This window comes from Tenacibaculum aestuarii (assembly GCF_964510395.1).
In the GTDB taxonomy this organism is placed as follows: Bacteria; Bacteroidota; Bacteroidia; order Flavobacteriales; family Flavobacteriaceae; genus Polaribacter; species Polaribacter aestuarii.
In genome coordinates this window covers 694,144-708,463 of record NZ_CAZEFY010000001.1, presented here as the reverse complement: position 1 = coordinate 708,463, position 14,320 = coordinate 694,144, and the positions used below count along the sequence as shown (strand labels likewise).

At 31.2% G+C, this 14,320-nt stretch carries 14 protein-coding genes; 9 read left to right on the top strand and 5 right to left on the bottom strand.

Annotated elements, in window-relative coordinates; translation table 11 throughout:
- Positions 1-62: 62 nt before the first annotated feature.
- The 3 genes from ACKTSU_RS03390 (at position 63) to ACKTSU_RS03380 (ending at position 5,914) form a co-directional block, all read left to right on the top strand.
- Positions 63-2,786 (top strand): gluzincin family metallopeptidase, encoded by a 2,724-nt coding sequence (locus tag ACKTSU_RS03390; protein ID WP_408034951.1) that lies wholly within the window; start codon positions 63-65, stop codon positions 2,784-2,786.
- Positions 2,787-2,903: 117 nt separating this feature from the next.
- Positions 2,904-5,357 carry an alpha-ketoacid dehydrogenase subunit alpha/beta gene (locus ACKTSU_RS03385; protein WP_408034950.1) on the top strand — a complete coding sequence of 818 codons (2,454 nt, stop codon included), beginning with the start codon at positions 2,904-2,906 and terminating at the stop codon, positions 5,355-5,357.
- A 131-nt stretch (positions 5,358-5,488) separates the two neighbouring features.
- Positions 5,489-5,914, top strand: a complete 426-nt coding sequence (locus tag ACKTSU_RS03380; RefSeq protein WP_408034949.1) for an Ig-like domain-containing protein — start codon at positions 5,489-5,491, stop codon at positions 5,912-5,914.
- On the opposite strand, the gene ACKTSU_RS03375 is transcribed toward ACKTSU_RS03380, so the two are convergent.
- Positions 5,911-7,182, bottom strand: coding sequence for a DUF2851 family protein (locus ACKTSU_RS03375; RefSeq protein WP_408034948.1), 1,272 nt, complete (start codon positions 7,180-7,182; stop codon positions 5,911-5,913). The genes ACKTSU_RS03380 and ACKTSU_RS03375 overlap by 4 nt on opposite strands.
- Positions 7,183-7,305: 123 nt before the next feature.
- On the opposite strand from ACKTSU_RS03375, the gene ACKTSU_RS03370 reads away from it, so the two are divergent.
- The 5 genes from ACKTSU_RS03370 (at position 7,306) to ACKTSU_RS03350 (ending at position 11,166) form a co-directional block, all read left to right on the top strand.
- Entirely contained in the window at positions 7,306-7,938 is a 633-nt protein-coding gene (locus ACKTSU_RS03370) for an NAD(P)H-dependent oxidoreductase (protein WP_408034947.1), read from the top strand.
- Positions 7,939-8,001: 63 nt separating this feature from the next.
- Positions 8,002-9,447, top strand: a complete 1,446-nt coding sequence (locus ACKTSU_RS03365; protein WP_408034946.1) for a sodium:solute symporter — start codon at positions 8,002-8,004, stop codon at positions 9,445-9,447.
- 20 nt (positions 9,448-9,467) lie between these two features.
- Positions 9,468-9,923, top strand: a complete 456-nt coding sequence (locus ACKTSU_RS03360; protein ID WP_408034945.1) for a YciI family protein — start codon at positions 9,468-9,470, stop codon at positions 9,921-9,923.
- Between the two features lies 1 nt (position 9,924).
- Positions 9,925-10,083, top strand: a complete 159-nt coding sequence (locus ACKTSU_RS03355; protein ID WP_274633599.1) for a hypothetical protein — start codon at positions 9,925-9,927, stop codon at positions 10,081-10,083.
- A gap of 303 nt (positions 10,084-10,386) precedes the next feature.
- Positions 10,387-11,166, top strand: a complete 780-nt coding sequence (locus ACKTSU_RS03350) for a hypothetical protein (protein ID WP_408034944.1) — start codon at positions 10,387-10,389, stop codon at positions 11,164-11,166.
- Positions 11,167-11,223: 57 nt separating this feature from the next.
- Here ACKTSU_RS03350 and ACKTSU_RS03345 read toward each other — a convergent pair whose 3' ends face one another.
- A complete protein-coding gene (locus ACKTSU_RS03345) occupies positions 11,224-11,847 on the bottom strand; it encodes a LysE family translocator (RefSeq protein ID WP_408034943.1) in 624 nt (207 codons plus the stop codon).
- A gap of 109 nt (positions 11,848-11,956) precedes the next feature.
- Here ACKTSU_RS03345 and ACKTSU_RS03340 point away from each other — a divergent pair, with 109 nt between their 5' ends.
- Positions 11,957-12,850 (top strand): LysR family transcriptional regulator, encoded by an 894-nt coding sequence (locus ACKTSU_RS03340; RefSeq protein ID WP_408034942.1) that lies wholly within the window; start codon positions 11,957-11,959, stop codon positions 12,848-12,850.
- A gap of 52 nt (positions 12,851-12,902) precedes the next feature.
- On the opposite strand, the gene ACKTSU_RS03335 is transcribed toward ACKTSU_RS03340, so the two are convergent.
- From ACKTSU_RS03335 to ACKTSU_RS03325, 3 genes are all read right to left on the bottom strand, one after another.
- The gene (locus tag ACKTSU_RS03335; RefSeq protein WP_028892839.1) at positions 12,903-13,160 is read right to left on the bottom strand and encodes a DUF6952 family protein; all 258 of its coding nucleotides are present in this window, start codon (positions 13,158-13,160) and stop codon (positions 12,903-12,905) included.
- A gap of 2 nt (positions 13,161-13,162) precedes the next feature.
- Positions 13,163-13,471, bottom strand: coding sequence for a thioredoxin family protein (locus ACKTSU_RS03330; RefSeq protein WP_028892838.1), 309 nt, complete (start codon positions 13,469-13,471; stop codon positions 13,163-13,165).
- A gap of 89 nt (positions 13,472-13,560) precedes the next feature.
- The gene (locus ACKTSU_RS03325) at positions 13,561-14,199 is read right to left on the bottom strand and encodes a peroxiredoxin (protein WP_408034941.1); all 639 of its coding nucleotides are present in this window, start codon (positions 14,197-14,199) and stop codon (positions 13,561-13,563) included.
- Positions 14,200-14,320: the final 121 nt, after the last annotated feature.

Here is a 14,320-nt window from a genome sequence, read left to right as displayed (position 1 = left end):
CTTTATGCTGTTTCAATATAACGGCACAAAATAACATAGTTGATATTAACGCTGTTCTTGATGTGGATAATGACCTTCTTCACATTCAACAAAAAACAGTTTATTTTAACACTTCTGCTTCAAGGATATCTGAATTATACTTACACAACTGGGGAAATAGCTTTCTTAATAATAAAACTCCTTTAGCTAAACGTTTTATTGAAGATTATAAAAATGATTTTTATTTCTCTAAAGATAAAGACAAAGGTTTTAGCTATATAAAAAACTTAACTATTAACAATAAACGAGTTACTTACAAAGAGAAAAAGAAGTATCATGATATTGTTAAAGTTAATCTTAATGAAGAACTACACCCTAATGATAGTTTAGTTATAAACACTTCATATTTTATAAAAATCCCTAATGCTAAATACACAGGGTACGGAAAAACAAAAACTGGATATCATTTACGCTTTTGGTATATCACTCCTGCTGTTTTTGATGGTGACTGGCACCTCATGAGTAATATAAACTTAGATGATTTATATGAAGATCTTTCGAACTACAATATTTCTATTGTAGTTCCTAAAAATTACTTTGTTGAAAGCAACTTATATCAATACAAAACTGAACAAAAAGATTCCACCAATTATTACTTAGTTGGAGGCAACAAGAAAGACATCATACTACATATCGATTCTATTAAAACATTCAAGTCCTTCAAGATAAAGGGTAAAGAAATAAAAACTGATTCTTATTTAAAAAGTATCTCCAACAAGGAAACTACTAAAATTATAGAGAGACAAATACAATTTATTGAAAACTTTATAGGAAAACATCCTCACCCTGAAATTCTTGTTGATGGACGTACAGTAAGTAAAAACTCTTTACATGAAATTTATGGTCTTCCGAAATGGCTAAAACCATTTCCTAACAACTTTAGATGGGAAACAGGATTTTTCAAAGCTATAGTTCAAAAATATTTTGATGATGTTATTATTCAAAACACCCGAAAAGATTATTGGTTAACTGATGGATTACAAACCTTTTTGATGATGGAATACGTTAAGAAATATTATCCTGATATTACTATTTTAGGTAAATACTCTAACTACTGGCCTATTAAATCTTATAATATTTCTCAATTAAAGCAAAATGATAAATATGCGCTTGTTTATCAATTTAGCTCTCATAAATTTTACGATCAACCACTAACAACTGCTAGCGATTCGCTTTCTAACTTCAATAGAAAGGTAGTTAGTAAATATAAAGCAGGACTTGGGTTTAAATATCTTCAAAACTTTGTTGGAGACAGTATTCTAAAAAAATCTGTAAAAGAGTTCTATATAAAACATCAACTTAAACCTTCAAATAGTAGTGATTTCTCTAATATTCTTCAAAAAAACACCTCTAAAGATTTACAGTGGTTCTTTGGAGATTATATTACTACTGACAAAAAAATAGATTATAAAATAAATAAGGTTGCTTTTTCTAAAAACAAAGATTCTTTATACGTAACTATCAAAAATAAAAGTGATTTCAGCGCTCCTGTGGCTTTGTATGGAGTTCAAAAGAAAAACATTAAATTTAAAACTTGGGTAACCGATGTTGATTCAACCAAAACCGTAAAAATTAAAAGAGGTGATTTTAAAAAGCTTGCATTAAACTATGAAAACATCTACCCTGAATTTAATTCATTAGATAATTTTAGAAATGTAAATAACAACCTTATTAATAAACCGCTTCAATTTCGTTTTTTCAAAGATTTTGAAAACCCTTATTACAATCAACTATTTTATTATCCCGATTTTAAATACAATTTATATGACGGATTAATACTTGGGGTTAATATTAATAACAGATCAATTGTTAATAGAAATTTTGAATTCAGCATCACTCCAAACTACAGTACAAAGAGTCAAAATTTAACAGGTTCATTCGTTGTTGCCTACAATCATTTTCTTAAAAGCCCCGACTTATATAAAATACGTTACGGAATTGGTGGTAGTAACTTTCATTACGCTCCTGAGTTAGGCTACAATACCTTAAGCCCTTTTGTCAACTTTCAATTTAGACGAAATACACTTCGCGATATTGGATCTGAATTTTTAATGGTTCGTCTGGTTAGTGTAAATAAAGAAGTTGCCCAAAACCAAACTCAAGGTGACCAAGACAAATACAATATCTTTAATGTACGCTACATTAATAATAAATTTGATGCTATAAAAAGAATTCGTTTTGCTGCTAATGCAGAGATAAACTCAAGTTTTAATAAAATATCAACAGATATTCGTTACAGAAAATTTTTCACTGCGGATGAAAGTTATGAAATTCGATTTTTTGGTGGACTTTTTATATCAAATAACACCGAAGGAGATTATTTTAGCTTTGGGTTAAACCGAGGAAATGATTATTTGTTTGAACAAAATTTATTTGGACGTTCTGAAAATGAAGGTATTTTTAGTCAGCAGTTTGTAGTTGGGCAAGGTGGATTTAAATCTAACTTTAAACAACCTTATTTCGCCAACCAACTCATTACTTCTCTAAACACTAGCATAAGCATATGGAAATGGGCTGAAGTTTACAATGATGTAGCCATGTTAAAAAACAAAAGTACTTCTCCAAAGTTTTTTTATGAAAACGGAATTCGTTTAAACTTCCTTCCTGATATTTTTGAATTCTACCTTCCTGTATACACAAACGAAGGATTTGAAGTTACCAAAGAAGCCTACCCTTCAAAAATTAGGTTTATCATCACGACTGATATTGATCAGATTTATAACTTTATTAGAAGAGGCGTATTATAGATACTTCAATAATTCTTTAATTTTCGTTGTTTTTTTGAAAAATATGCAATGAAAATAGAAATTTTTAAATTTCAACTAAAAAAACTATCTTTGTAACCATACCTAAATTAGATGATTATGACGCAAAATACCGAAATAGTTAATACTCAACAGCTTTCTTTTAAAGATTTTAAAAACGAAGTTTTAAACGATTATAGAATAGCTCGTATTAGTCGAGAATGTAGTTTACTAGGACGTAGAGAAGTTTTAACAGGTAAAGCAAAATTTGGGATTTTCGGTGATGGTAAAGAAGTACCTCAATTAGCTATGGCTAAAGCCTTTCAAAATGGAGATTTTCGTTCGGGTTATTACCGAGATCAAACCTTTATGATGGCTATTGGAGAGTTAACTCCACAACAATTTTTTGCTGGTTTATATGCTCATACTGATATTGATGTTGAGCCGATGTCAGCAGGTCGTCAAATGGGAGGGCATTTTGCAACCCATTCCTTAGATGAAAATGGAGATTGGAAAAACTTAACAGCTCAAAAAAATTCATCATCTGACATCTCTCCTACTGCAGGTCAAATGCCTCGTTTGTTAGGATTAGCACAAGCATCTAAAATTTACAGAAATGTTGAAGGTTTAGAAAAACACACTAATTTTTCAATAAATGGTAACGAAGTTGCTTGGGGTACTATTGGTAATGCTAGTACTAGTGAAGGATTGTTCTTTGAAACAATAAATGCTGCTGGTGTTCTACAAGTTCCAATGATAATGAATGTTTGGGATGATGAGTACGGAATTTCAGTACATGCGCGTCATCAAACAACTAAAGAAAGTATTTCAGAAATCTTAAAAGGTTTCCAACGCGAAAATGAAAGCAACGGATACGAAATCTTTGTAGTGAATGGATGGGATTATGTTCAATTAGTCGATACCTACAATAAAGCTTCTCAAATTGCAAGAGAGCAACATATTCCTGTATTAATTCATGTAAAAGAATTAACACAACCACAAGGACACTCAACTTCTGGTTCACACGAACGTTACAAGTCGACTGATCGTTTACAATGGGAGCAAGAGTTTGACTGTATTGCCCAAATGCGTAAGTGGATTTTAGAGTTTGAATTGGAAAATGAAGATGGTGAAACGTTAAAATTTATTGATTCAGAAGAGGATTTAATCAATATTGAAAAAGACGCTAAAAAAGAAGTTAGCAAAGCGAAACGTGATGCTTGGAGTGCTTACACCGACGAAATAAAAAACGAAGTTGTAGAAGCTGTTACTTTACTAGATACTGTCGCTCAAAAAAGCAACAATGGTTCCTTTATTACAAAATATAAAAACGATTTAGCAGCAATTGCTGAACCAATACGAAAAGATATCTTAGTAGCGGCACGTAAAACGTTACGTTACTTAAGAGATGAAGATTTTGCTGAAAAAACAGCTCTTAAAAACTTTATCAAAGCTTCGATTGATAAAGCTTCTGTAAAATATTCGGCGCACTTATTAAGTGAAACCGAATTAGCAACTGAAAATGTTCCAGCTGAAGCACCAACCTACGCTTCAGAAACAAATATGGTAGATGCACGTATTATTATGCGTGATAATTTTGATGCAATTTTAGCAAAACATCCTGAGGTATTAATCTTTGGAGAGGATGCTGGTTATATTGGTGATGTAAATCAAGGATTGGAAGGTTTACAAGAAAAATTTGGTGAATTACGTGTTTCTGACACCGGAATTCGTGAAGCTACTATCTTAGGTCAAGGTATTGGTATGGCAATGCGTGGATTACGTCCGATTGCTGAGATTCAATATTTAGACTATTTATTGTACGCCTTACAAATTATGAGTGACGATTTAGCTACGCTTCGTTACCGTACGTTTGGTAAACAAAAAGCACCTTTAATCGTTCGTACTCGCGGACATCGTTTAGAAGGAATTTGGCACTCAGGTTCTCCAATGGGAGGAATTATCAATAACGTAAGAGGTATTCACGTATTGGTTCCTCGTAACATGACCAAAGCTGCTGGATTCTATAATACCTTATTAGAAGGTGACGATCCTGCTTTAGTAGTAGAATGTTTAAACGGATATCGTTTAAAAGAAGAATTACCAACCAACTTAGGAGGTTTTAAAACTCCTATTGGGGTTGTGGAAACCATCAAAGAAGGAAGTGATATCACCATTGTTTCTTATGGTTCTACCTTACGAATTGTGGAAGAAGCTGCTAAAGATTTAGCTCAAGTTGGTATTGATGTAGAAATTGTAGATGCACAAAGCTTATTACCTTTTGATATCAATCACGATACGGTAAAATCGGTTGCTAAAACAAATCGTTTGTTAGTAGTTGACGAAGATGTTCCTGGAGGAGCTTCAGCATATTTATTACAAGAAATTGTTGAAAACCAAAATGGTTACAAACATTTAGATAGCAAACCTCAAACGTTGACAGCAAAAGCACACAGACCTGCTTATGGTACAGATGGAGATTACTTCTCTAAACCATCTGCTGAAGATATTTTTGAAAAGGTATACGAAATTATGCACGAAGCAAATCCTGTGAAATTTAAGAGTTTGTACTAAACAAAACACATATAATAATAGCCCAAAGCGCATTGACAACCTCAATGCGCTTTTTTTATAAAATATCACCCAAAAAGGGTGAACTACAATTTTAATTGTCATGTTACTTTTGCTAAAAAACAATTTAAAAAATGAGAAAAATCATCATCTTAGTATTAGTATCAATCTTAACAATTTCTTGTAATAAAGACGAGAATGAAATTATTGAAAAACCAGTTTTTGAAGCAAGTGAAAACCCATTAGATTTTGGAAAAACAGCTAAAAACTATGCTGTTGCTAAAGAACTTAAAATTAAAAATACTGGAAACAGTAATTTAATTATTTCTGGCTTTCAGTTTAAATCAGAAAACTACTTTTACTCAAACTCCATTATGAGTGTGGAGGAGGATATTACTCTTAAACCTAATGAAGATTATACTTTTTCTCTAGGATTTAAACCTCTACAACTAGGAGATTTTGAGAATACCTTAATTTTCGAAACTAATATTGGGGATAAAGAAGTTATTGTTAAAGGTCAAGGGTATACCCTTCAAGAGCCAAAAAATACAATAATTTAAAATTTAATTAGATAGTTTCCTATTGCGCATTGTAAACACTTTTGCTTTGCGCAATAGTTGTTTTTTAACTCTAACAAAGCTTGTGTTTCAAAAGCATTTTTTGCTTCAATTTTTAATTCAGAAAACTTACTAATAACAGAATTTTTCTCTGGTTTTAATTGCTGCATTAATTGCAATAATTGCTCTTCATTTACTGCTCTCCTTTCTTGTTCATACACAAACTTCAAAGGTATTATCGTATTGATGACAAGTAAATCAATAAACGACTTTGTAAGTCTTTTAGGTGATTTTTTTGAAGTGGTTTCAAGCGTATAATGTATTTTCCAAAAATCATTTACCTCCACCGAGAACAACATATAAAAATCTTGTAAGCGAGAGACTTCTACTATTTGAGAAAATAAATGTTGGTGTCTGAAATACAAAGCAACCAACTGAGCTATTCGAATCGTTGGAAAGTTGTTCGGTCGCATTCTAAAAAATTGAAATCGGTTTTTTGTTAAAGGCTGTAACTGATATTTATGCTGCAAGTATTTATACTCATTTTGTAGTTGTGTATAATAACCATCTTCAACCTCGCCTTCTAAAAATCCTGATTGCCCAAATAATAAAGCTGACAGTTGCTCTTCCTGAAACCGAACCTTTCGCAATACAGAAAAGTCAAAAGAATTAGACATATCAAAAAAAGCTTCTCCATTAACTTTTAATCCAAAGTTTTTGGCGAGTAGTTTGAATAATACAGCTTCATAATCATTATTTGATTTCGCCAACAATTCTTTGATAAAAACAGCTTTGTTTTCTAATCGTTCAAAATATAAACGCTCTAACCAATTATTCAACAAAAAAGAATCTACTTCTGCTATTTGTTTTTCACAGGGAATCCAACACTGTTCTTTTGAAAATAATTTCTGATAATTTACCAATACTTCTTTTTGAACAAACTTTTCCAGTTCTAAAGTAGGCAAAGGAAGATTGTTTTTCATAAAAACATCAGCATCATAACACCACACCACATGTAAAATTATCGCATCATAATTTGTATCTTTTTCATGATGATGCGCATACCAATCAGATGATTTTAAATGAATTTCTACATTTCCAATCCATAACTGACCATCAATTTTTAATTGTGCATTTAAAAAATCAGGACCGGTATTGGTATTATAAACTCCTGAATTAACAATCTCAACAGGCTCTCCTTTAATCGATTTTAAATATGTTGCGCTGAATAGCTTGTATTTCCACAGAAAGTGTAAAAACTCTTCTTTCATAAGCTTCCTTTTTCTCCATGAATTTACAAAATATTTTTATGGCATCATCAATTTTTATTATCCAAAGTATTTTATAACAATGTCCTATTCAACTATTTTTGCCTAATAAGAAAATTAAACCACATGAATAGTATAGAAAATTTACAATGGCGTTATGCTGTTAAAAAATTTGACGAACATAAATTTCTTTCTGAAGAGCAAATCAATATTTTAAAAGAAGCTTTTAACTTAACTGCAACTTCATATGGATTACAACCTGTAAAAATGGTTGTGGTAAAAAACAAAGATTTACAGCAACAATTAGTAGCACATTCTTGGAACCAACTTCAGGTTGTGCAAGCTTCGCATTTGTTAGTACTTTGTATCCCTAAAGAATTGACTTCTGAACACGTTGAAAGCTACTTTAAATTAGTAAAGGACATAAGAAACACCCCAGACGAAATTTTAAATCCGTTTAAAGAATTTTTAGTAAATGACATTGCTAACAAACCCAAAGAAATTCTTACCTCTTGGATGAAAAATCAAGCCTATATCGCTTTAGGAAATCTTATGACCGTAGCTGCAAACGAAAAGATTGACAGTTGCCCTATGGAAGGTTTTAACCCAGTAAAATATGATGAAATTTTAGGTTTAAATAAGCTAAACTTAAATTCGGTTTTAGTTTTACCTGTTGGTTTTAGAGCTGAAGACGATTATATGAAAGACTTAAAAAAAGTTCGTAGAAAAACCGAAGAAGTGGTTATTGAACTTTCTTAGATAATCTAAATTATGAATTACGAATGATAATTTTAGTACATTCGTAATTCATAATTTAACTACATGCAACCACTACATATACTCCTCCTTATTTTAGCTTATTTTGGTGTATTAATCCTTATTTCATACATCACTGGAAAATCAGCAAATAATCAAACATTTTTTAAAGCAAACAACTCATCACCATGGTATTTAGTTGCCTTCGGTATGATTGGCGCTTCGCTTTCGGGAGTTACTTTTATCTCTGTTCCTGGATGGATTGAAGGTGATAAAATGAGCTATATGCAAATGGTACTTGGGTATGTATTAGGATATGCCGTGATTGGCTTAGTACTACTCCCACTTTACTACAAATTAAATCTAACTTCAATTTACACTTATTTAGAAGGTCGTTTTGGTAGATATTCTTATAAAACAGGAGCTTCATTTTTCTTACTTTCTAGAACGATTGGTGCTTCCTTCCGATTATTTTTAGTTGCCAACGTGTTACAATTAATTTTGTTTGATGCCTATGGAGTTCCGTTTTGGATTACCGTTACCATTACGATTTTATTAATTTGGTTATATACGTTTAAAGGGGGAATAAAAACTATTGTATGGACAGACACCTTACAAACTTTATTCATGCTGATTGCTGTTGGTGTATGCATTGTGATGATAAAAGATGAAATGCAAATCGAGAATCTATTTTCCTATGTCGCTGATAATGATCTATCAAAAACCTTCTTTTTTGACGATGTAAAAGCTGGAAATTACTTTTGGAAGCAATTCTTTTCAGGAGCTTTCATTTCTATAGTAATGACGGGGTTAGATCAAGATATGATGCAAAAAAACTTAACCTGTCGTAACTTAAAAGATGCTCAGAAAAACATGTTTTGGTTTACTATCGTATTGGTAATTGTAAACTTTTTCTTCTTAGCTCTAGGTGTATTGTTAACCGATTATGCTACTGCTAATGAAATAAACGCACATAAAGATGAACTATTTCCAACAATAGCCATGAGTGGTGATTTAGGAGTAGCCACAGCCCTATTCTTTTTATTAGGATTGATTGCCGCAGCATACTCTAGTGCCGATAGTGCTTTAACTTCACTAACTACTTCTTTTAGTATCGATATTTTAGAAATCGACAAAAAAGATAATGAGCAAGAACAAGAAAAAACACGAAAGAAAATCCACGTATTATTTTCCTTCATTTTAGTGGCTACCATTTTAATTTTTAAATATTTTATTGCTGATGAAAGTGTTATTGCTAAAATATTCCAATTTGCAGGTTATACCTATGGTCCACTATTAGGATTATATGCCTTCGGATTATTTACCAAACTAAATGTAAAAGACAAATTAGTTCCAATTATTTGTTTAATTGCTCCTGTTTTAACGTATGTAATTAGTTTTTACAGCAAAGAAAAAATGGGATTTGACTTTGGTTTCTTTGTGTTGATCTTAAACGGAGCTTTAACTTTCCTTGGTTTATTAACAATTCGTAAAAAACGTGTAATTTTATAATTCAAAAAACCTTACACAACATGAAGCCTTTTTTTATACTCATAATAGCCTTATTGTCTATCACAATACATGCTCAAAAAAACAATCCTAACTATGATGCAAAACTTGCAAAAGAATTGGGTGCAGACGACTACGGAATGAAAAGTTATGTATTTGCTGTCTTAAAAACAGGCACTAATACCTCAACTGATAAAGAACTAAAAAGTAAAGCTTTTAGGGGACATTTAGACAATATTAATAGGTTAGTTAAAGAAAATAAACTTATTGTTGCTGGACCTTTTGGCAAGAATGAAAACGCTTATCGAGGTCTTTTTATTTTTAATGTAAAAACCTTAGAAGAAGCTCAAGAACTAATAAAAACAGATCCTGCTATTGCTGAAAAATATTTAGCAGTAGATTTATACAACTGGTATGGTTCAGCTGCTTTGTCTGAATATTTAAAAACTGCAGATAAAATCTGGAAAATCAATCCTTAAAATGCCTAAAAAAGGAAAAGCTAAAAACACCGTTAACAAAGCGAAACATACGCGCTTAATGAAACAAAAGGAGAATAAACTTCGCCTAGAAAAACAACGCACTAAAGAGCGTTTAAAAGCAATTATTAAAAAGGCTAACGAGGAAAAAAACGAAGAATAAACAAGAAAAAACCTTAGTGCTTTCCCAAATTTAAAAAACTACCTTTGTGTTCAACACTTTTTTTAGTGTAAAACCCACTCTGTGATCACACATTGATTCCCCTCCTGAACGCAGTTTCGCTCTCTATTTTTTTAAGAGCAATCATAATTAATACTTCTCAACATCTGCGTATATCTAGAACTTATATCATAAGGCTATAAGTTTATTTAAACAATCTTTATATAAGGTTACTACTAACACCTCCAAAAAACTTCAAGCTTAGCTTTGAGTAATATCAACTTAAATAACTAAACACCACTTATTATGAAAACAACAATTTTCAACTTAAAGCACACCTCTTCTTCAATTTTACTACTTTTTATCTTAGGGTTTATATTTTCAAACTCTAGTTTAGCCCAAAATCAAACTTTTTTAATTCATGAAGATCAAGTACTTCCATCTAAACAAGGTGATTATGTAGCTGTTTCTAAAGAATTTATAACGTTATGCAAAGAAAACAACTTTCCAGAACCTTGGAAGGTTGCTCAAATGAATGATGGTAAATTCTTAATAATTACTTCTCTTAAAAACTTTGCTGATTTAGATAAAAACCCAATGGAAGATTTAGCTAAAAAAGTAGGAAAAGAAAAGTTTGGAAGCTATTTTGAAAAATTCAATCAATGTTATGATAATCATGGTAGTTATGTAATTATTCTTAACAATGAACTTTCTTATATGCCAGATGGTCTTACCATTACTCAAGAAGGGTTAGATTACCGAAAATGGTTTTTTATGGATGTATCTGCAAAAAACAAAAGTGAGTTTAAAGAAAAAATGAAAGAGATTAAAGATCTTTTCGTTGATAAAAAATCTAAAATGCACTATCGTGTTTATGAAAGTGGTTTTGGTCAAGTAGGGGACCGTTTTGTTGTAGTTATATCTGCAAAAGATGGATTGGATTATGCTCAAAAAAGTGAAGAAAACAGAAACTTATTAGGTAACGATTTTAAACTTAAATTTGACCATCTATACAGTTTACTTTCTAACTACTCTGAAATTTCAGGAAGAATGCGACCAGACCTTAGCTACACTCCCAAAAAATAAATTTATTAACCAAATTTAAACCGGTAAGGATTTATAAATCTTACCGGTTTTTAACTTTTACATAAACGCTATTTGCAATCCCATTAAAACAAATACTGCTCCTGATATTTTATTCATTCGAATACCTATTTTTTGGTTTTCTCTTACTTTTCTCGAAAATACTCCTGCAAACGATACTAAAAACAAATACCAAACAGTATTCATTATTGTATAAGAAACACCCATAAAAATAAAAGGAATTGGGCTTTCTATTTTATCTGGGCTTATAAACTGTGGAAAAAATGCGATAAAGAATAATGCAACTTTCGGATTTAATATATTTGTTATAAATCCTGATTTAAAATCTTTTTTTGCTGAATTTTTCTTTTGTACTTCAACACCTTCTTGTATTAATTCTTTTTTTGAAAACACTTTTGTCACCCCTAAATAAATTAAATAGGCGGCCCCTAAATATTTTATCAACGCAAATAGTATTGCTGATTTTGCTACAATGATTGACAACCCTAATGCTCCAAACAACGTATGCACTAGAGACCCTGTATTTAAACCTAAGTTAGTATAAATTCCAGATTTCCTTCCTTGACTTATTGATTTGTTAAGCAAAAAAATTGTTTCCATTCCTGGTGTTAGTACAAAAAGAATAGTTGCTGTAAAAAATGCGATATAATTCTCAATTCCCATCTCCTTTAATTTAAAAAATGAATATCAATGTTTTTTATGCAAAACAACGGCAGTTCCTTTTATTAAAAAATACTTATTTTTGATTGATTAATGCAAAAACCGCATTAAAATGACTTTACAACAAATTCGATATTTTTTAGTACTAGCTGAAGAACTACATTTTTGGAAAACTGCGGAAAAGGTATATGTCTCACAATCATCATTGAGTAGACAAATTCAATCGTTAGAAGAAGAATTGGGCGTCACTTTATTTGAACGCGATAAAAGAAACGTAAAGTTAACCGATGCAGGTATTTTCCTTAAAAAAAAGTGGGAAGATTTATTAGATGAGTTTGAACGCACACTTCAACATGCAAAAAAAATTGAAGAAGGTTCTTCTGGGCTTATTAGTATTGCTTATCCTGGTTCTATTTCCTACAACTATTTACCCGAATTACTTAGGATATTTTCTGAAGAAAAACCTGACTTAAAGGTTGAACTTATGGAGCCTACCGACATTACCCTTGAAAACTTACTAACAAGCTACCAAATAGATGTTGCTTTTAGTAGAAATGAAGTTTTAAACACTTCAATTCTCTCTGAAAGATTATATGCAGAACCTGTTTGTCTTGTAGTTCCAAAAAAACACTGGTTAACCGCTGAAAATTTTGTAGATTTAAGAGATGCAAAAGATGAAAAATTTATTCTTTCTGGCTTACATCATACTACTTACTTTTCTTCATTACTTCGTACTATTTTTAACACTTACGGTTTTGAACCACAAACACATATTGAGTCTGATTTTGGAAGCATGATATTAAACTTAGTTTCTAGAGACTTAGGAATTTCGATACTACCTTACTCTTTTCAATTTTCATTAAACTCAAGTGTTCGCTTTATTACGCTTCCTGAAAAAACAGAATTATTTATTAATTGGCGTAAAAATGATGATAGAAAGATTGTTAAAAATGTAATTGAATATGCTACGAATTTAGGTAAAAGGTACAATCAACGATTTATATAAAACAAAATCCCAAGCAAATTGCTCGGGATTTTTATTTTCTTTCGTAGTAAAACTATTGGTCAATCGAACCTAAAACACGTTTCATAAAATTATTCAACGCTTCTTTTTTTGGTGTTCCGTCTTTAATCATTTTATCAACTTCAATTGCTCCGTACATGTTAGAGATTAATTCTCCTATTACATCTAACTCTTCATCCTTTAAAGAAGGAACTTCTGTTAAAGCCTCTAGAGTTTCAATAGTTTCTAGTACGTAATCTTGATCATTTTCTTCAATAAAAGAAGTTAAATGTTTAATTACTGGTAATTTCATAATTAAGCTACTTCGTTTACTAAATCTTTTAACACTTCAAACTTATTCGTTTGCGTTTGGTTTACAAACTTACCATCTACAAATGTTGCAAATGTTGGTAAGTTGCTTACATCAGCAAGTTTTCTACTTTCAGGAAACTGTTCTGCATCTGCAATAATGAAAACCACATCTTCATTTTCAGAAGCTAACTTCTTAAATTTTGGTTTCATAATACGACAGTTACCACACCAAGTAGCAGAATATTGTACCACTACTTTTTTATTACCTGCAACAACTTCTGATAAATTATCTTGACTTAATTCTTGTACCATAGTCTTAAAAATTATTTTATTTCGAAAGGAGCTCGTGCTCGACCCCTTCACCTATCTCACACGAACTTATTTCCTCTCTTAATGTTATATTAGTTTACTGCTAAGTACTCTGCTGTAGCTTTAGCGTTTGCTTGCATAGCTTCTTTACCTTCTTCCCAGTTTGCAGGACAAACCTCACCTTTTTCTTGCACGTGAGTGTAAGCATCGATTAAACGTAAGTACTCGTTTACGTTACGACCTACTGGCATATGGTTGATTCCTTCGTGGAATACAGTTCCTTCTTCATCAATTAAATACGTAGCTCTGTATGTTACGTTATCTCCTTCTACTTGTACAGTTCCTGTAGCTTCATCATAAGTTTCATTAGTAATATCTAAAATTCCTAAGATAGATGATAAGTTACGGTTACTATCAGCTAATAATGGATAAGTAACACCTTCGATTCCTCCGTTAGCTTTAGATTGGTTTAACCAAGCAAAGTGTACTTCAGGAGTATCACATGACGCACCAATTACAATTGTATTTCTTTTTTCAAATTCTGATAACGCAGCTTGAAAAGCATGTAATTCAGTTGGACAAACAAAAGTAAAATCTTTTGGATACCAAAACAATAATACTTTTTTGTTATTTTTTACTGCTTCTTCTAATACATTTAATTTAAACGTATCACCCATTTCGTTCATTGCATCTACGCTTAAATTTGGAAATTTTTTTCCTACTGTAGCCATTTTATATTTTTTAAAGGTTAATAATAAATATGTTCTTTTTATCTGGGGCAAATTTATTTCCTTTCTTACGATCTGCAGCCTAAAAGCAAAAATATTTTCTTATTCAACTATAAAGATTATC

Excerpts from the sequence above, each read along its gene's own strand:
- ACKTSU_RS03385 (WP_408034950.1), top strand. The coding sequence starts at position 2,904 with ATGACGCAAAATACCGAAATAGTTAATACTCAACAGCTTTCTTTTAAA.
- ACKTSU_RS03380 (WP_408034949.1), top strand. The coding sequence starts at position 5,489 with ATGAGAAAAATCATCATCTTAGTATTAGTATCAATCTTAACAATTTCT.
- ACKTSU_RS03375 (WP_408034948.1), bottom strand. The coding sequence starts at position 7,182 with ATGAAAGAAGAGTTTTTACACTTTCTGTGGAAATACAAGCTATTCAGC.
- ACKTSU_RS03370 (WP_408034947.1), top strand. The coding sequence starts at position 7,306 with ATGAATAGTATAGAAAATTTACAATGGCGTTATGCTGTTAAAAAATTT.
- ACKTSU_RS03365 (WP_408034946.1), top strand. The coding sequence starts at position 8,002 with ATGCAACCACTACATATACTCCTCCTTATTTTAGCTTATTTTGGTGTA.
- ACKTSU_RS03360 (WP_408034945.1), top strand. The coding sequence starts at position 9,468 with ATGAAGCCTTTTTTTATACTCATAATAGCCTTATTGTCTATCACAATA.
- ACKTSU_RS03355 (WP_274633599.1), top strand. The coding sequence starts at position 9,925 with ATGCCTAAAAAAGGAAAAGCTAAAAACACCGTTAACAAAGCGAAACAT.
- ACKTSU_RS03350 (WP_408034944.1), top strand. The coding sequence starts at position 10,387 with ATGAAAACAACAATTTTCAACTTAAAGCACACCTCTTCTTCAATTTTA.
- ACKTSU_RS03345 (WP_408034943.1), bottom strand. The coding sequence starts at position 11,847 with ATGGGAATTGAGAATTATATCGCATTTTTTACAGCAACTATTCTTTTT.
- ACKTSU_RS03340 (WP_408034942.1), top strand. The coding sequence starts at position 11,957 with ATGACTTTACAACAAATTCGATATTTTTTAGTACTAGCTGAAGAACTA.
- ACKTSU_RS03335 (WP_028892839.1), bottom strand. The coding sequence starts at position 13,160 with ATGAAATTACCAGTAATTAAACATTTAACTTCTTTTATTGAAGAAAAT.
- ACKTSU_RS03330 (WP_028892838.1), bottom strand. The coding sequence starts at position 13,471 with ATGGTACAAGAATTAAGTCAAGATAATTTATCAGAAGTTGTTGCAGGT.
- ACKTSU_RS03325 (WP_408034941.1), bottom strand. The coding sequence starts at position 14,199 with ATGGCTACAGTAGGAAAAAAATTTCCAAATTTAAGCGTAGATGCAATG.